At 60.7% G+C, this 16,815-nt stretch carries 19 protein-coding genes and 1 tRNA gene; 6 read left to right on the top strand and 14 right to left on the bottom strand.

Going from position 1 to position 16,815, the window contains the following annotated elements:
- Positions 1-49: 49 nt before the first annotated feature.
- Positions 50-952, bottom strand: coding sequence for a transglutaminase family protein (locus A3OO_RS0106270; protein WP_026222736.1), 903 nt, complete (start codon positions 950-952; stop codon positions 50-52).
- A gap of 121 nt (positions 953-1,073) precedes the next feature.
- Here A3OO_RS0106270 and A3OO_RS0106265 point away from each other — a divergent pair, with 121 nt between their 5' ends.
- A complete protein-coding gene (locus A3OO_RS0106265; RefSeq protein ID WP_018406982.1) occupies positions 1,074-1,871 on the top strand; it encodes an N-formylglutamate amidohydrolase in 798 nt (265 codons plus the stop codon).
- A gap of 236 nt (positions 1,872-2,107) precedes the next feature.
- A complete protein-coding gene (locus A3OO_RS21250) occupies positions 2,108-2,290 on the top strand; it encodes a hypothetical protein (RefSeq protein ID WP_018406981.1) in 183 nt (60 codons plus the stop codon).
- Positions 2,291-2,346: 56 nt separating this feature from the next.
- Here A3OO_RS21250 and A3OO_RS23950 read toward each other — a convergent pair whose 3' ends face one another.
- The 4 genes from A3OO_RS23950 to A3OO_RS22885 all read right to left on the bottom strand — a co-directional run bounded on the left by A3OO_RS23950 (position 2,347) and on the right by A3OO_RS22885 (position 6,362).
- On the bottom strand, positions 2,347-2,529 hold the full coding sequence (locus tag A3OO_RS23950) for a hypothetical protein (protein ID WP_083909739.1): 183 nt from the start codon (positions 2,527-2,529) through the stop codon (positions 2,347-2,349).
- A gap of 64 nt (positions 2,530-2,593) precedes the next feature.
- On the bottom strand, positions 2,594-3,379 hold the full coding sequence (locus tag A3OO_RS21245) for a histidine kinase dimerization/phosphoacceptor domain -containing protein (RefSeq protein ID WP_198008765.1): 786 nt from the start codon (positions 3,377-3,379) through the stop codon (positions 2,594-2,596).
- Between the two features lie 277 nt (positions 3,380-3,656).
- Entirely contained in the window at positions 3,657-4,367 is a 711-nt protein-coding gene (locus tag A3OO_RS0106250) for a L,D-transpeptidase (protein WP_018406980.1), read from the bottom strand.
- A 345-nt stretch (positions 4,368-4,712) separates the two neighbouring features.
- A complete protein-coding gene (locus A3OO_RS22885) occupies positions 4,713-6,362 on the bottom strand; it encodes a restriction endonuclease (protein ID WP_083909737.1) in 1,650 nt (549 codons plus the stop codon).
- 236 nt (positions 6,363-6,598) lie between these two features.
- Here A3OO_RS22885 and A3OO_RS0106240 point away from each other — a divergent pair, with 236 nt between their 5' ends.
- Positions 6,599-7,102 (top strand): tellurite resistance TerB family protein, encoded by a 504-nt coding sequence (locus tag A3OO_RS0106240; RefSeq protein WP_018406978.1) that lies wholly within the window; start codon positions 6,599-6,601, stop codon positions 7,100-7,102.
- On the top strand, positions 7,099-7,884 hold the full coding sequence (locus A3OO_RS0106235; protein WP_018406977.1) for an SDR family NAD(P)-dependent oxidoreductase: 786 nt from the start codon (positions 7,099-7,101) through the stop codon (positions 7,882-7,884). The genes A3OO_RS0106240 and A3OO_RS0106235 overlap by 4 nt, the downstream gene beginning before the upstream one ends.
- Before the next feature lie 56 nt (positions 7,885-7,940).
- Here A3OO_RS0106235 and A3OO_RS0106230 read toward each other — a convergent pair whose 3' ends face one another.
- The 4 genes from A3OO_RS0106230 to mgtE all read right to left on the bottom strand — a co-directional run bounded on the left by A3OO_RS0106230 (position 7,941) and on the right by mgtE (position 11,663).
- Positions 7,941-8,708: a bestrophin-like domain gene (locus A3OO_RS0106230; RefSeq protein WP_245257120.1), complete on the bottom strand. Its 768-nt coding sequence runs from the start codon at positions 8,706-8,708 to the stop codon at positions 7,941-7,943.
- 158 nt (positions 8,709-8,866) lie between these two features.
- Entirely contained in the window at positions 8,867-9,055 is a 189-nt protein-coding gene (rpmF, locus tag A3OO_RS0106225; protein ID WP_014891260.1) for a 50S ribosomal protein L32, read from the bottom strand.
- A 138-nt stretch (positions 9,056-9,193) separates the two neighbouring features.
- Positions 9,194-10,198: a glycoside hydrolase family 25 protein gene (locus tag A3OO_RS0106220; protein ID WP_018406975.1), complete on the bottom strand. Its 1,005-nt coding sequence runs from the start codon at positions 10,196-10,198 to the stop codon at positions 9,194-9,196.
- A gap of 52 nt (positions 10,199-10,250) precedes the next feature.
- Positions 10,251-11,663: a magnesium transporter gene (gene mgtE / locus A3OO_RS0106215; RefSeq protein ID WP_018406974.1), complete on the bottom strand. Its 1,413-nt coding sequence runs from the start codon at positions 11,661-11,663 to the stop codon at positions 10,251-10,253.
- Positions 11,664-11,734: 71 nt separating this feature from the next.
- Here mgtE and A3OO_RS0106210 point away from each other — a divergent pair, with 71 nt between their 5' ends.
- Positions 11,735-12,700, top strand: coding sequence for a polysaccharide deacetylase family protein (locus A3OO_RS0106210; RefSeq protein WP_245257119.1), 966 nt, complete (start codon positions 11,735-11,737; stop codon positions 12,698-12,700).
- 46 nt (positions 12,701-12,746) lie between these two features.
- Here the strand turns inward: A3OO_RS0106210 and A3OO_RS0106205 are convergent, their stop codons facing one another.
- From A3OO_RS0106205 to A3OO_RS0106195, 3 genes are all read right to left on the bottom strand, one after another.
- Entirely contained in the window at positions 12,747-13,607 is an 861-nt protein-coding gene (locus A3OO_RS0106205; protein WP_018406972.1) for a hypothetical protein, read from the bottom strand.
- A 220-nt stretch (positions 13,608-13,827) separates the two neighbouring features.
- Positions 13,828-13,912: transfer RNA gene (locus tag A3OO_RS0106200), tRNA-Leu, on the bottom strand.
- A gap of 166 nt (positions 13,913-14,078) precedes the next feature.
- The gene (locus A3OO_RS0106195; protein WP_018406971.1) at positions 14,079-14,291 is read right to left on the bottom strand and encodes a hypothetical protein; all 213 of its coding nucleotides are present in this window, start codon (positions 14,289-14,291) and stop codon (positions 14,079-14,081) included.
- Positions 14,292-14,540: 249 nt separating this feature from the next.
- On the opposite strand from A3OO_RS0106195, the gene lipB reads away from it, so the two are divergent.
- Positions 14,541-15,278 (top strand): lipoyl(octanoyl) transferase LipB, encoded by a 738-nt coding sequence (lipB, locus tag A3OO_RS0106185; RefSeq protein ID WP_040573358.1) that lies wholly within the window; start codon positions 14,541-14,543, stop codon positions 15,276-15,278.
- On the opposite strand, the gene bioB is transcribed toward lipB, so the two are convergent.
- Both bioB and A3OO_RS0106175 read right to left on the bottom strand, forming a co-directional pair.
- Entirely contained in the window at positions 15,275-16,258 is a 984-nt protein-coding gene (gene bioB / locus A3OO_RS0106180; protein WP_018406968.1) for a biotin synthase BioB, read from the bottom strand. The genes lipB and bioB overlap by 4 nt on opposite strands.
- A complete protein-coding gene (locus tag A3OO_RS0106175; protein ID WP_018406967.1) occupies positions 16,255-16,791 on the bottom strand; it encodes a hypothetical protein in 537 nt (178 codons plus the stop codon). The genes bioB and A3OO_RS0106175 overlap by 4 nt, the downstream gene beginning before the upstream one ends.
- Between the last annotated feature and the right edge of the window lie 24 nt (positions 16,792-16,815).

The raw sequence follows: 16,815 nt of genomic DNA, 5'->3' as shown, positions 1-16,815 counted from the left end.
GGAAAGCCTCCTCTGCTCGAACAAGCGGAGCCGTCGCAACAGTCGGGCATTATCCTCCCGCGCTCATGAGAGCGCCGCATTCGGCGTCCGCAGCAGCGGCGACTTTGACGGCGACCTTCATGGCGAGATGGTCGGACGCCGTCCCGATCCATGTTCCTTGCAGCGGAATCGCTTTCCTTGGCTCATCCACGACCGCGATGCGCACCAAGTTCCGATTCCCGAACATGCCGCTCGATGGATCGAAGTCAACCCAGCCAGGGCCGGCGATGTAGGCCTGGACCCAGGCATGGGTGTTGCCCCCGATGTCGTCGTCGTCATCATGATCGTCAAGATGCAGATATCCGGAAACGAATCGCGCGGCGATTCCAAGCGCGCGCAGCGCCGCGATCATCAGCGTCGCAAGGTCGCGACAACTTCCACTCGCGAGCTCCAAAGTCTGGACCGGGTCCTGCACGCCCTTCTCATGTCGCGCCACATGCTTGAAGGTCCGGTTGATGGTCTGCGTCATATCGACGAGAAGCTTGTGGGTGTCGGCCGAGCCGTCCTCACGCAGGAACGTAGCGGCCCAGCGATCGAGCCGGGGATGCTGCGACTGTGGCGCGAGGAAGCGCGCGAGATCGCGGCTCTCTTCCTCGCCGTAGGCAAACGGATGGCTCCGCGCAAAGTCCTCAATATCGGCTTCTTTGAAGTCGGTTGGCGCGTGACGGAGACGCATAGTGCTTTCGACGCGAAGCTCTGAGGCGCGTTCCTCGAAACGGGCCGTCGCGACATGATTGCCGAAAATATCCTGCGTCCAGGAGATTTGGCTCGGCGCGGGCGTAATTTCGAGTTCGGACTCGAGCACGATTTGGTCGTCGTCGTCGCGCGGACGCAGCATCATCCGGTGCTCGCCGAACGCGACAGGCTGCGCATAATGGTAAGTCGTGACGTGTCGGACGGTGAGAATCGGCATTGCGGTCCCGCGCTGATCCGAGTTGCGGATAATGCAAGTTCCGATAACAGGCAATTTCCACGCCAGGAACAGGACTCGTTTATCGCTTTGCGCCGTCGCCGCTCCAACGAAGAGAACGCCCATGACTGGAACGCCATACAGACTGTTGGCGGTCGACGAACCGGCGCCGATCACGGTGCACAATGAAAACGGCCGCTCGCCGCTGCTGATCGTGGTCGATCACGCAGGCAATTCCCTCCCGCGCGCGCTCGGCCGGCTCGGCGTTCCGGAAAGCGAATTGGCGCGCCACATCGCCTGGGACATCGGCATAGCCGCGGTTTCGCGCTTCGTCGCGGATGCGCTCGACGCCACTTTGGTGCAGCAGAACTATTCGCGCCTGGTCATCGACTGCAACCGCGCGCCGGGGTCACAGACATCCATCCCCGAAATCAGCGAGTTTACCCCGATCCCTGGAAACGTCGGTTTGAGCGAAGGCCAGAAGGACGCGCGGCTGCGCGAGATTTTTCAGCCCTATCATGATCGGATCAAAGCCGAGCTTGATCGGCGATGGCGGGAGGGCCGGCCGGCGGCGTTGATCGCGATGCATAGTTTTACGCCGGTCTACATGGGCGCGGCGCGGCCCTGGCATGCCGGCGTGCTGTACAATCGCGACGCGCGTTTCGCCGATCTGCTGATCGCTTCGCTCAGGCGCGAAGACGGACTCGTCGTCGGCGATAACGAGCCTTATAGCGTGACCGATGAGACGGATTACACCATTCCGGTGCATGGCGAGCGACGCGGCCTGCTACACGTCGAAGTCGAGATCCGCCAGGACCTGATCGCCAACGACAGCGAACAGCGCGCGTGGGGTTCGCTGCTCGCGCGTTTGCTGCCGCAGGCGTATCAAGAGCTGACAACGGCGTCGTCTCTGCGGCCCTAGAATTGGCGTTGTATAGAGGAAGGTAGTTGTGCCGGATCCGAGGGGGCAGATCGCCTTCAGGTTAAGGGCTTCCGATTAATCCGCCTTGGGAATGCCTAACCGGATGGCGAACGTATCCTGTTCCTTAAATTCAAGCCTGTACTTCAGTCACTGCTAACATTTGATTTTTTCAATATTTTCCTTTTAGGAACAATCCTGGTGGGTAGGAGTTTACCTGCCTTCAAGGAGCATACATCATGCCCCACAATCCGCCGGACAACAGGCGGAAGCTGGACACTTCCGCCCAGAAAGCGCAGTCCGATGCTCTTGAGAAGGTCGGCAAGCTTCTGCGAGCCAAGTTCGACAAAATCCTCACGGAGCCGCTGCCCGAGGGAATAGCTGATCTGCTCGTCGAGCTGCACGCCAGCAGACGAACCTGAATAAGCTCTGACGGCGCCAAACCGTTCTGAGAATGCTCACGGGTCGCCGAACTGAACTATGCGAGACGCGGACTGAAAGTCGTATGACTAATCGCCACGGTCAGTCCTTTCGGACCGCTTGTTGTTTCGATCTGCGCCTTGATTTGTTGTGTCAGCGCTTTCACGAGCGTGCTGCCTAGGCCCTCAGAGGGAGGCGCGACGCCATTCTCTTTTTGCTTGCCGACGCCGTTATCCGACACCGTGAGCCGCCAGTCGGCCCCGGAGGTCTCGTATCTGACGAGAATTTCCGCCTCGGGACGATTCTCAGGAAAGGCATATCACCGCGTTGATAACCGTCTCCGTCACGATCAAGCCGATACTGACCGCTTCCGTCGGAGGAATCATGGCGTGGTCGAAGGCATATTTGAGGGATATCTTTTTCTCCTCGCCAATCACCGAGGCCGAAAGACCATCGCATAGCGTCGTCAGATAGGGAACAACTTCGACCAGCTCCGATCGGCCGGCAGTATCAATATGCCTCTGCAACGTCGCCACCGACATCACGCGGGAATAGGCCTCCTCGAGATGGCGCCGCGCCTCTTCGGACGTCGTGATGCGGGTCTTCATCATGAGAATGTTCGCAATGATTTGCAAACTGTTGAAAATGCGGTGCTGCATTTCCAGCAGCAGCACTTCTTTCTCGCGAAGCAGCCTCCGGGTTTCGTTGTGAAGGGACTCTTTCTCTTTCTCAATTTTGCGCCGATCGGTCTCGTCTGCGAAAGAGAGCAAAATAGCTTTGTGAGTGTTGCCGACAAAGAAGACTTCTCGCGCGCTCACAATCAGGGCGCGCCGCCCGACGCGCGGAAAGACGGCGTCGATTTCAAAGTCTTCCGCGGCGGCGTGCTCAGGCAAGACCTTATTTAATAGCGAAACCAGGCGCGGGATTTTGAAACAGCCGTGCAAGATTTCATAAACGGAACGTCCGATGACGTCTTCGGGCCGCGCCTCAAAAACATGGAGAAAAGATCGGCTCGCCGCGGTTACGCCGAAATGGCAGTCAAGCACCAGCAAAGGGTCGCGCACAGTGTCCACGATCGCCTGCGCGAGCACTGCGCTATATTGGGGATCTAAGGGTTCGGTCGTGATATCGAAAAGCCTTGGAGTGCTTCAAAAGCGGCAGGGAACGCCGTTAGGAGCGAGACCCTGCGGGAAATGGAGCGAATTAGCAACGGGCGCTTCGTAAGGGGAGCGATCGTTTGGCCTGCTGCGAAACTCGGACCTCATTGAGAAGCAGCGGTGATTCAATCTTAACTTGAAAATGTTGCGGCCCTGTTCTTTGCGCGGGCCGCGGCGCCGCCGGCGGGTGGACTGGAGCTCAGGCCCTTACCTACGCCGGCAGCATCACCACCTTGGTCTTGACCGGGGTTCGGGCGTAAAGGTCGAGCATGTCCTGACTGAGGAGGCCAGTACAGCCGCTCGTGATGCCCTGCCCGAGCGTATCGGGGTCGCTGGTGCTGTAGATCGTGTAGACCGTGTAGACGCCGTTTTTATAGAGATACAGCACGCGGGCGCCGAGCGGATTCTCCAGACCTCCCGGCATGCCGCCGGCATATTTGCGCGCCTCCGGCTGGCGCGCGATCATCTCCTTGGGCGGCGTCCAAGTGGGCCACTCGGCCTTGCGCCCGACATAAACTTCACCGCTCCACAGGAACCCGGGGCGACTGACATTGGCGCCATAGCGGGTGGCCATCCCGTCGCCTTCGATGCGGTAAAGATGGAATTTGCCAGGATCGACGATGATCGTGCCGGGCGCTTCCTTGCTGTCGTAGCGCACTTTCTGGCGAAAATATCTCGGATCGACCCTGCTGATGTCGACCGCCGGGATCGCGAATTTGTCGTTGGGCACCGGCCCGTAAAGCTTCGCCGCTTCGGCGCGCATCATGTCGTCGGAAGACACGCAACCGGCGAGCCCGGCCGCGCCGAGACCGGCGGCGGAGCCGACCAGAAACGACCGGCGGTTGAGACGCCCCGACCGAAGCCCAAGCGGAGCTTCCTCGTTTCTTTCGCCGGCATCGGCGATCCCATCGTCCATGATCATAATTTTGGAGTTCCCATGTCCTGTTGCCGACCAGAGAATGCTCCGGCCTAAACCCGCCGAACGTCTTTGCTGAGCCGAGACCTTGCCATCACTTGCTTTTCGGAATGTAAAGAATGTCGCCTTTGCCCGGCAATTTCGGTCATTTCGTGGCGCCGATCGCCAATGGCGATGGGCAGTCGTTTGAGCGCTCAGCAATACAGCTGGATTGTCACTGGGTTAGTCTGTTCAGGCTGATCGCGCGACGACGCTCGCCCTTTCCGAGCAATCCGACTTGCGATCGAAGGCCGGCGGCATTGTGCTGTCGCCCCACTTACTCAGCGGCTCGTTGTGGAATGCCCAGAACAATCAGTTCTGCTCGTAATGACCACGACGAGGGGGAGTGGGCCAGGTGCGCAGTTCTTCGCACACTGCAGTCATTTCCATGACCCTGCCCACGTTGGCGTCGATCAGCTCTTCTTTGTAAATGCGAGTTCCATTTGGGCTTCGATGGCTCAAGTTAGCGACCATCTTTAATTCGCGATTCCGACGATGCACGCCTTGCCAAGAGAGTTCGCGCTCTCTGCTTGTATCCAAGATGTCATATTGTGCGCGGCGTTCAATGGCGGCGCCCTTTTTTTGGCGGTGTCGCACCGTCCATTTGTCACCTGTGATCGAAATATCAATCGATGTCGTATCTCCCGTGGATGCCGGTAAACAACGCAGAGCGAGCGCGAAATTACGTGGAGGAATTTCTGCCGCGCCTGTCTGAGGCATACGGCTCACCTTGTTCCCGTCTTCAACGGCAGCCTCGACATTACCCCGGGACGTTGCAGATGGCGGCGCCCTTGGATCGGGGCTCGACCTTGAAGGTGTTTGGGCGGTTGCGTCAGAAGGCGACGACGGGTCCTTTGCGGTCATCTCCGAGATCGATGACGTCCCGCGACTTGATGCGCTCGGCGCCGACGTTCCGGATGATGCAAGAGTTCTTTGCGCCGTATGTTTTTGGTCCTGGACGGACCGGGAGTTCATCTTATTCTGAGGAGCACGGGTAAGAAAGATTGAAATGATCATGACAGATACCAGCGCCGCCATCGTATAAAATAGAATAGTAAGGCTCTGCAGCGGACGAACGGCGTCTGCGAAAGCCGCTTCCCGAGGAACCTCCTCGCACGAACTTGCTGGATGCAGAAAAACCCGTTCAGAGGCTTCTTTGGGCAAGCTTAGAATTTTATCGATTTTTGCGAGGTCACGATGGTGTAGCAAAATAACGTTGTTCGTTCGTGCGAGTTCCTGGGCGGCGGGAGTATAACTGTTATTGCTTACGACAATTCCATAATCAGCCACTTCATGAGCTCGGGCTGCAACGACCTCTTGTACTGCTTTGTTTCCGACGGGAGATCGGTAAAGTTTGCATTGAACCGCAAGCCGAATTCCCGATTTTTGAGCGATCACGTCGACGCCTTGATCACGGCTGGCCGTCGTCACCCGCGCGTCCCAACCACTGCGCTTAAGTTCTTCGGCACAGTAATGCTCGTATTCTATGGGCGTCATCTCATCTCGAAACGCCTGATGACGTGGTTCGAGCTCTGTTTTCGCAGCAACCCTGCTCTCAACATAATCAGTTAGCTCGGGCGCTCGCTCAGCCGCAACAAAGCGGTCATAATCGCTGTCCAGTCCCAGGAACAAGTTATTCGAAATAAAGTAATCTATCTCCTTTAACCATTTTTCCGGCCTCAAATTGCCGTATGGATCGAGCTGCAATAATTGAGACCTCCTTCGCGCTAGCGCCTCAATGTTGCTTTCAACAACTTCTTTTAGCGTACTATCCACACGTCTCACGGCGCGCGAATACTTCACGTAATCCGTAATACAAACGGTGATAATCCCCAGTCCGGCTATCGCTAGAAGACCCGCTATGATCTTACTGAAGTCGCTTGGCCAACCCGCCCAAGCCACAAGTCCTGCGATCGGTATGAGGACCAGACCAGAGCCATCGTTTTTCTTTTTCTTCGCCATCGCCGATAAATTTGTTCGTTGGCGGACTTAACCGCAGCATCGCGAGAGATCTTAATCGTCTCCGCGCAAAAATACATGGCCAAGCCTCAGCGTGACGTTTGGATCCATGTCGAATTATCTGCAAACTTTTCCCCGTTCTAGAAGGCGACGGAGCGTTCCGCTTCAAGGGTTTTCTTCCCCGCCCCTGCTCTCTACGGATTTGCAACGCAGCTCCCGTCCCGCTAGCTTCGCCGCCCATGTTCTCAGCGCTCAAAAACTTCATCAATGAACTCACCGGCGAGGCGGAGCGTCCAAAGGCCTTTGAGGCCGCGGACTATCAGCTCGCCGCCGCCGCGCTTCTCGTCCATATCGCCTCGGTCGACGGGCAATTCGACGACAAGGAGAAGGCCCGTATCCGGCAGCTCGTCGAGGCGCGCTTCAACCTCCAGGGGGACGAGGCGGCCGAATTGATCGACGCCGCGCAGGCGAGCGAGCGCGACGCCGTCGACCTCTATCGCTTCACCAGCGTTCTGAAGCGCCGGCTCGATGAGGACGGGCGCCGCCAGATCATCGGCATGCTCTGGGACATGGCGCATGCCGATGGCGCGGTGCATGAATTCGAGGAGAACGTCGTCTGGCGCGTCGCCGAATTGCTCGGCGTCTCGACCCGCGAACGCGTCGAGCTGCGCCGCGAGTTCCGCGAGGCCGCCGTCCCTGCGCCGACCGGCCCCTGGTCGCCGAGCAAGGGTGATGGCCAGTGACGCGCCCCGTCGCGGTCATCACCGGCGCGTCCGACGGCATTGGCGCGGCGCTTGCCCGCATCTTCGCCGCCAACGGCCATGAACTTGCGATCGTCGCCCGTCGCGGCGACCGGCTGGAGGCGCTGGCCGACGAAATCGCCGCCGATGGCGCCGTCCGCCCGCTCCCCATCGAACTCGATCTCACGACTGAGGGTGCAGTAGATTCGCTCTCGGAACGTTTGGGCGCGGCGGGCCTCACGCCGCGCTTCCTGGTCAACAACGCCGGATTTGGCCTCATGGGCCGCGCCATCGAGCTCGACGCCGCCGAGCAGCTCGCGATCGTCGATCTCAACCTGCGCGTGCTCACCGCGCTGACCTTGCGCTTTCTGCCGGCGATCGTCGCGGCGAAGGGCGGCGTGCTCAACGTCGCCTCGGTGGCGGCCTTCATGCCGGGACCGGGCTTTGCGGTCTATTACGCTACCAAGGCCTATGTGCGCTCCTTCAGCGAAGCGCTATCGCAGGAATTGAAGCCGCTGGGCGTGAAGGTCGCGTGCCTGTGTCCTGGTCCGGTGCAGACCGGCTTCCAGGAGCGCGCCGGGATGGATCTCTCCGGCTTCATGACGGCGATCAAGCCGGCGATGCTGCCGTCGGCGGAAGTCGCGCGCCAGGGCTATGAGGGCCTCATGGCCGGCAAGCGCGTCATCGTGCCGGGCCTCGTCAACCGGATGTTCGTTTGGGCTGCGGCGGCGACGCCGCGGGCGCTGCTGCTGCCGCTGCTCGCGTCCGCTCAGCAGCGGCGCTGATCCACGCTCGCGAGATCTGTCAGACAAAGATAAAAGAAAATATTTATATGTATTACCTACCCAATCTTAATGATATCGACTGCCGACTTCAGCGGGTCTGTGGGAACGGTGAAAAATCCCTGGAATGGCCGATCGAGCTCCACCAGCAGAAAGATTGCCCCGGACACGCATAAGGAGGCCGTAACAAGCCCAAGCGCCGCAGTCCAATGATGGTGCGAAATGACGCCGAAATTAAAGAAAACCGTCACGAGCAGAGCGATCAGGAATATGACCACCTCCAGCGGTATATTGGCGTTCAAGTCGTTATATATTTTCCATCTTATGCCGGAAATTTCTTGCGTTAAATTGAGCGCGGCCGTCTTCGCCCATGATTTTTTCTCATCTTTCGCATCTAAATTGAGCACTGCTTCGCGAAATGAATCGATCTTGGCTTTTTTTAAAGCCTCCTTTTGATCGATGTTATTGCCGCTCGCGACTTGCAACAGATCAATCTGACCTTGCACAGTGCGCATGATTTTTGTTCTCGCTTCGTTAGCTTCGTCGCCAAACAAATCCAAGACGCGATGCAACAAAACAACCTTGGACGCTTGCGTTCTGACCTCGTCAACCTTCTTATCAAAATTGTTTTTTGCCGTTACCAATAAAAAGCCGAGACATACCGCAAGCAGTGAAGCAATCATATTTCTCACTGCTTTGAACTGATCCCTTGATATTCCATCAAGCCAGCTCTCTTTCAGCCGTAGTGTAATGGAAAATCCAAATATACCTGCAAGCAATGTCGCAAAAAAAGTGACTATAGCTATATCAACGCTATTCACGAGCATTTCCTCCGCAGGATCCTACCCGGCAAGGACGCCCTTGCAAACTTCGCGTAGCCTGAGCGATCTCCGACCGCCTGGAATGAATAAGGCCCGCACGACTGTTCGAAAACAAAAAAAGCGAGCCTCGCGGCCCGCTTTCATTTCCTCACCCGTCGGAGCGATTATTCCTCGACGGATTTCGGCTTCAGCACCTGACGGCCGCGATACATGCCGGACTTGAGGTCGACGTGATGTGGCCGGCGGAGCTCGCCGGAATCCTTGTCTTCGATATAGGTCGGCGCCTTGAGGGCGTCGGCGGAGCGACGGAATCCCCGCTTCATCGGCGAGGTTTTTCTCTTCGGAACGGCCATTTATTCTCTCTCTAAATGGAAGGCCGCGGACGGGAGCGCCGCGCGGCGGAAACTGGCGTTGCGCCTATACGCGAAATCTCGCCCGATGGCTACCCCAGCGAGGGCTTTTACCAGGGCGTCGGGCGCTGCGGCTTTCCCCTATTGGACGGCGGCCGGCGGGACGGGAGCGCTCGCCGCCTTGTCATAGGCGTTCTTTTCGCCGCCCGACAGCATCGCCGGATCTTCCTCGATGAGCTGCTTGCCGCCGCGATCGTCGGCGGGCCGCGCCGCGACCGGCGACGCCGCCAGGCCGGTCTGATGCGCGAGCCAGCTTCGCCAGTGATCGGCAGAGCCATTGAACGTGTTTTGGTCGACCGCGCCGGTGATGCCCGGCACGCGCCCGTCCGAGCGATACTGCCAAAAAGTCCATTTGCGGTCGCCGTAACGCACCTGTGGGTGATATTTCGTCGAACGCACCCAGATCGGATATTCGGACAGCGCGTCGGAGTGCAGGATCGCCTGATAGAAGTCGACCGAGGAATAGATGATCGGCTTCTTGCCGTAATGGCGCTCCATCTGCGTGAGCATGTCCTTCATGTCGCGCAACACTTCCTCGCGATAGAGCGTGCGTTTGCAGGTTCCCGACGTCGGCGTCGCCTCGACATCGAGCACCGGCGGCAGCGCGTCGGGCTCATTCGGCACGACGCTGGCGAAATTGCCAATCTCTTCATGCGGCCGGCGGCACCAGTAAACGAAGTGATAGGCGCCGCGCGGCACGCCGGCGGCCTTCGCCGCGGCCCAATTGTAGGCGAACTTCGAGTCGACCCGGTCGCCGCCCTCCGTGGCCTTGATGAAGGCGAAGGAGACGCCAGAGTCCTTGACCTGTTCCCAGTCGATATTCCCCTGATATTTCGACACGTCGATGCCGTGGACGGCGAATTCGGCGCTGCGCGTCGCCGGGAATTTATGGAGATCGTTCTCCGGCACGGCGTAGGCGAGAAAGCTCGGGTCGCGCTTGGGATTGATCAGCGGCGCGCTGGTCTGGAACCGCGGCCGGCGCGAAAAGCTGGGATCATAGGAGCTGCCGCAGCCCGTGAGCGTCGCCGCGAATGCAGCGCACACGAGGGCCGAGGAAAGCAGGGAAAAACATTTCAACGAGCGCATTTCTCCAAATTATCTCCGCAGGCGGTAACGGAGCGTAAACGCCCCAAGCGCCTCAGCCCAAATGGAACCACATACTGGCGATTGTAAGGAACGCCCCGTAGCCGACCACGTCGGTGATGGTCGTCACGAAAGGCCCCGACGCAACGGCAGGATCGAACTTCAGCTTGTCGAACGCAAGCGGCACAACGATGCCGCCAAGTGCGCCAGCGACCAGATTCGTGAACATCGCCATGGCGATAACAGGCCCAAGCCCAACATTATTGAACCAGTTGGCGGCGACGATGCCGGTCACCAGGCCAAAGGCCGCGCCATTGACCGCGCCGATGGCGAGCTCCCTGAAAATAATCCGCATGGCGTTGGCGCGAGTCAGCTCGCGGGTGGCGAGCGCCCGAACGGCGACGGTCATGGTCTGGGTCGCGGAATTCCCGCCCTGTCCCGCGACGATCGGTCCCAGCACCGCCAGCGCCACCATTTGCTCCAGCTGCAACTGAAAGTGCTTGAGCACGCTGGAGGTGATGAAGGCGGTCAGCATATTGACAGAGAGCCAAGTGAAGCGGCTCCGCGCGATCCACCAGAAATTGTCGGTCAGCTCTTCTTCGGGGTTCACGCCGCCCAGCGCCAGGATTTCGTCCGAGGCCTGCTCCTGGATGACGTCGACGATGTCGTCGATGGTGAGAACGCCGACGAGCCGTTCGGATTCATCGACAACCGGCACGGAGACGAGATTGTAGCGCTCGAAGAGCCGCGCCGCCTCGGCGCCGTCCTCGGTCGCATTCACCCGCCGCCGATCCTCCTGCATGATTTCGTCGAGCCGCGCGCTCGGCTTGGCCCGCACCAGAGCGTCGAGGAAAACGGTCCCGAGCAAACGGTAGCCGGGATCGACGACGAAAACTTCAAAAAAGCTCTCCGGCAGATTCTCTTCACCGCATTCTCGAAAAAAATCGAGCACGCGCCCCGCCGTCCAGAAGGGGGGCGCCGCGACAAGAGTCGTCTGCATCAGGCGCCCGGCGGAATCCTCGGGATAGTCCAGCGAGCGACGCAGGACGATCCGCTCTTGCGCCGGGAGCGCGTCGAGGACCTCCGCCTGTTCTTTCGGCTGCAGACCTTCGAGAATGGCGACGGCGTCGTCGCTTTCGAGGTCGCGCACGCCTTCAACGAGGGTCTCGACCGGGAGTTCGTCGAGGATTTCCTCGCGAGTCGCTTCGCCGACCTCCATCAGGGCCGTAAAGTCGAAGTCCGCGCCCATCAGTTCGACAAGTCGCGGTCGCGCTTCGTGGCTTAAGCGCTCAAGCAGGGCGCCAAGGTCCGCCTCATGGAGGTCGCCGACGAGTTCGTGAACGCGCTCGGAGTCGCCCAGCGCAATCGCGCCTTCGACGTCGAGAACGAATTCCCGGCTGAGAGACGCCTCTCCGCCGTCGCGGAAGTCCTCGGCGGCGGTCGCCGTATCTTCATGATCGAGCGGCATTGGCGGTCCCGCGCTATATTATGGTCGCGCTCTTAACCCGAGGGCGCGAGAAATCAAACCGGCAAGCCGCCATGACCGCCATTTTTCCATTGCTGAAAAGATCTAAAGCGACAGTCGACGCTCCCCTCCAGCGGTTCGCGCTCTTGCTGCTGGGGGTTTTATCCGCCGCCAGCGTTTCTAACGCCCCGCGCGACGCCGCCGCCGTGGAACGGACCTGCGGACCCGACGCGCTTGGCGTGTCGCGAATCATCGAAGTCGACCGCTCCAAGGGAACGGCGGTCGGCCTGCAAAGCTATCCGCGCACGCTCGATTTGCGTGACCATGAAGTGGTGCTGACGTTCGATGACGGACCGGCGTCTCCCACGCCGCAAGTGCTCGACGCGCTCGCCAAGGAATGCGCGCGCGTAACGTTTTTTCTGATCGGCCGGAATGCGGAAAGCCTGCCCGCTCTGGTGAAGCGCGCCGCCGCGGACGGCCACACCATCGCTCACCATTCCTTCAGCCATCCTGACAAGACCCTAAGGCTGATGAGCGAGGAGGCCGCCAAGGCCGACATCGACAAGGGGATCGCCGCCGTGAACAAGGCGCTCGGCGCGACGGCCGCGCCCTTCTTCCGCTTTCCCGGTTTTGCTGATACGCCCGCGCTCGTCGCCGACCTCACGGCGCGCGGCTACACGATCTTCGGCTCGGATTTGTGGGCCTCGGACTGGTCGCATATGACGCCCAAGGCCGAACTCGACCTGGTGCTGTCGCGGCTTGAAAAGAACCGCAAAGGCATCGTGCTCTTCCACGATTCGCAGGGGATCACCGCGCAGATGCTGCCGGAATTTCTGCGCGAACTGAAAAAGCGCGGCTATTCGCTTGTCCACATGGTTCCCGGCGACGCGCCGACCCCGATCGTCGCCGCCGGTCCGGATTGGACCTCCACGACAGAGCCGATCATCGCCAAAACGCTTGGGCCAAAGGCCAAGCAGGCGCCGCAGGCGCATGATCATGAACATGGCGCGCAAGAGCCGCCGAAATCCGGCGAGCCTTAGCGCAATGTGATCGGGAAGCGCGTTCTAAGGCTGCGCGAGGCGCCGCTTAGCCGCGATCGCAGATATACGTGCTCTTTGAACCCCAGCAGGATCCGCTCTTGTAAACATTTCCGAGATTTTTGCCGCCGAGCGCCGCAGACCAGCTTTTTCCCCTGGCCGGAGAAAGCGTCAGCGTCTGACCGGAATATTGGAAGATCACCGCGCCGCCTTTTCGCGAGATCTGACAGACGCCGCTGTTGAGCACGCGTCCCGAAATTCTGACGTAGCATTTGCCGGTTCGCGCTTCGGAGGGGGGCGGCTCCTGTTCACCCGCGACGTTCGCCGCCGCTGACGCCTCATCTTCCGCCCCCCGGCGCGCCGCTTTGCGCTTTCCCGCGATGCCGTCGCTAAGAAATTCCGGCTCGAGTTCGAGGTTCGCGATGGATGACGCGAGCGGGTTCGACGCTTGGGCGCCCGGCGCCAATTCTACGCCGTCCTGCGTGGGTGCGGCGCGTTCTGGCGTCGCTGTCGGCTCCACCGGTCCGGCGATGATCGAAGGCGGCTGTTCATGCGATCGCAAATTGGCGGCCGGCGCCCCCGGATGCGCTTGGCGCGGCGCGGGAGGCGCTATTTTTTGAGGCGCCATTGAATCTGCGGGATCGCCATTTTGCGGAAGCTCGCCCCAGAAGGCGGAGCCGACGACGATGGCGGTGCCGACGACGACAAGCGCCGCGGCGCCAATGTAGAAGAAGCGCTCGACCCTTTCGAAGTTGCGCTCGGACGCCGTTGCGTAGGACTGGCGCGAACCCGCCGGCCGCGGCGACGCCATGCGCCTGTCGCCTTCGATATCGCGCCAGGCATAGCGGGCGCGCGTCTCGATAGTGTCGGCCTTTGGCGGCGGCCTGCGGTCTCTTAACGACACAGCCATGCTTCCCTCTCCGGGCGCCGTCGAACCAAAAGAGCGGCGTCGAACGCCTCGCGTCTGCGAAAAAGGCGCGCAGCGCGCTCATTTGCGAAGATCGAGCAGGCGGCTTGCACTGACCAAGCGCCAGCGCAACCATATTGCCTCGGGGAATGTGGCTGATGTTTGCCCGCTGCGGCGCCGTAATGGGCCGCGCGAACTCGGGGCGCTTTTATGGCGCTAACCTTGGTGCGGCCGAGAGGACTCGAACCTCCACTGGTTGCCCAACTAGCACCTCAAGCTAGCGCGTCTACCAATTCCGCCACGGCCGCAAGGACGCTCCGCTTAACGCGAAGCGCCGGCGCGCTGCGTCTAACAAATCGGCTCCCAGATGACAAGCGGCGAACGCGTAATCCGCCCGCTCTTCGCTCGTAGCGACGCGCCTTACATTTGCGGCGCGCCGATCGCCTTGGCGGGACGAATTTCTCTTTGTGACTTTCAGGCGTTCGCAAGCACTTCACGAAGGGTATGCCCGACTTGATCCTTAATGACGCAGATGGTGGCCTTTTGATCATCATAGAAGACATCGCGCATCATTGTTTGCCCATAGGCGTCCGCGAGAGCCGCCGTCTTTACACGACGTTTCGTCGCATTTAGAGAAAGGCGTTGGCCGGTAGCGTCGATTGCGAAAAACTCGAACAAGTAAACCATTGCGTTCTCCTACTTTGCGCTAATCATTGCACGCAGTTGCGACCGGCGCGTGAATGAACAGGGGGATAGAATTGAAGCTGAGCCGCGACCAGGCATCCAATTCAACGCGCTGGTTACGGTCGCTATTCGGGAAATTCTTGCCCTTATACAGAGGCTGCTCGCGAAACGCTCTAGGCGTGAAGCAATCGCCGAGATTCAGTTTCGCCGGAATGCGCGTCTCGGCGCGCTTGATGGGGTTAGTTCGGCCGAATGACTGAAACGCCTTGTCCGCCTTCTCCCCACTCCCTAGACGCCGTCATGCGTCTGCGCCCTGGCGCGCCGCCGGTGGAATGGCGCGTCAGCGACGATCTCGTGCCCTATGAGGAGGCGGTGGCCTTTATGGAGGCGCGCGCCGCGGCGATCGCTTCCGGCGAGGCGCGCGAATGCGTCTGGCTGCTGGAACATCCGCCGATCTACACCGGCGGCTCCTCGGCGAAAGAGCAGGATCTGCTCGAGGCGCGCTTTCCCGTCTATCGCACCGGACGCGGCGGGCAGTTTACCTATCACGGGCCCAAGCAGCGCGTCGCTTACGTCATGCTCGATCTTTCGCGACGCCAACGCGACGTGCGCGCCTTCGTCTGCGCGCTTGAATCATGGATCATCGCGACGCTCGCCGATTTCGGCGTCACGGGCGAGCGGCGCGCCGGGCGCGTCGGCGTCTGGGTCGAGCGGCCGGAGAAGGCCAAAGGACGGGGCGGCGAAATGGCGGAAGACAAGATCGCCGCCATCGGCGTGCGCCTGCGGCAATGGGTGAGCTTCCACGGCGTCGCGCTCAATGTCGCGCCGGATCTGACGCATTTTTCCGGCATCGCGCCCTGCGGCGTGCGCGAGTCGCATCTTGGCGTCACGAGCCTTGCGGACCTCGGCGCCATTGCGGACATGCCTGCCGTCGACGCCGCGCTGCGCAGGAATTTCGAGGCGATCTTCGGCCCAGCCGAGGACTCTTAAGGCGCGGTGGGAACGCACGCCTCGCGCGCCGCAAGCGCGGCGAACAGCGCATCGTCTTCATTGACGCCGGCGTTGCCCGTCGTCAGCAGCTTCTCGCCATAGAAGATCGAATTGGCGCCGGCGACGAGGCAGAGAATTTGCGCTTCGCGCGACAGCGACGACCGGCCGGCCGAGAGCCGCACCCGCGCCTTCGGCATGACAATGCGCGTCGTGGCGATCATGCGCACGAGATCGAGCGGGTCGATCTGCGCGCGCCCCGCGAGCGGCGTGCCCTCAACGGCGACCAGCGCGTTGATCGGCACGCTTTCCGGATGCGGATCGAAAGACGCCAGCGTCTGCAACATGCCGGCGCGGTCTTTCACGCTTTCGCCCATGCCGATAATGCCGCCGCAGCACATCTCGAGACCCGCGCCGCGCACGGCCTTGAGCGTGTCGAGGCGGTCCTGATAGGTGCGGGTGGTGATGATCTCGTTGTAGAATTCAGGGCCGGTGTCGAGATTATGGTTGTAGGCGGTGAGTCCGGCGTCGACGAGGCGCTTCGCTTGCGACTCGTTGATCATGCCGAGCGTGACGCAGGCCTCCATGCCGAGCGCGCGCACGCCGCGCACCATGTCGAGCACGGCGTCAAAACGCTTGCCCTCGGGCGCCGAGCGCCAGGCGGCGCCCATGCAGAAGCGATCGGCGCCGGCCTCTCTGGCGGTCTTTGCGGCGCCGAGGACCTCCGCCGTCTCCAAGAGATCGACGCGGTCGAGCTTCACTTCGCGATGATGCGCCGATTGCGGGCAATAGGAGCAGTCTTCCGGACAGCCGCCGGTCTTGATCGACAGCAGCGCCGCCTTCTGAACGTCATTGACGTCGTGAAAGCGGCGATGAACGGCGTTCGCCTGCGCGACGAGATCGAGCAGCGGCTGATCATGAATGGCGACGATCTCTTCGACGCCCCAGTCATAGCGTATGGAGAAGTCCGTGGGCGCGTTCACGCCGGACCTCCGGCGTCGCGGCTTTGCGAACGATGCTGGGAGCGCGCGGCGAGTCTGCGCTGCGGCGCCTCCTTCTCGGACGTGTCTTCGGTGCGCGTCACGCTCTTGCGCCCGCCGCGCAGAGCGGCATAAGCGACGAAAAGCGCCATCGCGACGTCGAACGCCGCATTGGCGACGACGAAGGGCGCGGGGGCGAATTGCGCGGCGGCGCCGATATAGTGAAAGTAAATCGCATACAGCGGATGCAGCGCGAAGCCCGCGACGACCCACCACGGCGAGCCAATGATCGACATGCCGGCGAGCGTGCCGAAAACGGCGACGCCGGTCATTTCGACGCCGACCCAGGGGCCGGACTCTTCAGCGCGAAAGGCGAAGCCGACGTAGAGGAAGCACAGCGCGATCAGCGCATAGGCGGCGATCCGCTGGACGGCCGCGCCCGACCATTTGCAGAACGCGAGGAGGCCCAAGGCAAAGACCAGGCCGACCCCGGCAAAGATAAGAATTTCGGTTGTATCGAGCATGGCTTTGACCATTAGCGCCGCAAATTGCGGAGATTA

It is taken from the genome of Methylocystis rosea SV97 (assembly GCF_000372845.1).
GTDB classification, from domain to species: Bacteria; Pseudomonadota; Alphaproteobacteria; order Rhizobiales; family Beijerinckiaceae; genus Methylocystis; species Methylocystis rosea.
This window is presented reverse-complemented; position numbering and strand designations above follow the sequence as displayed.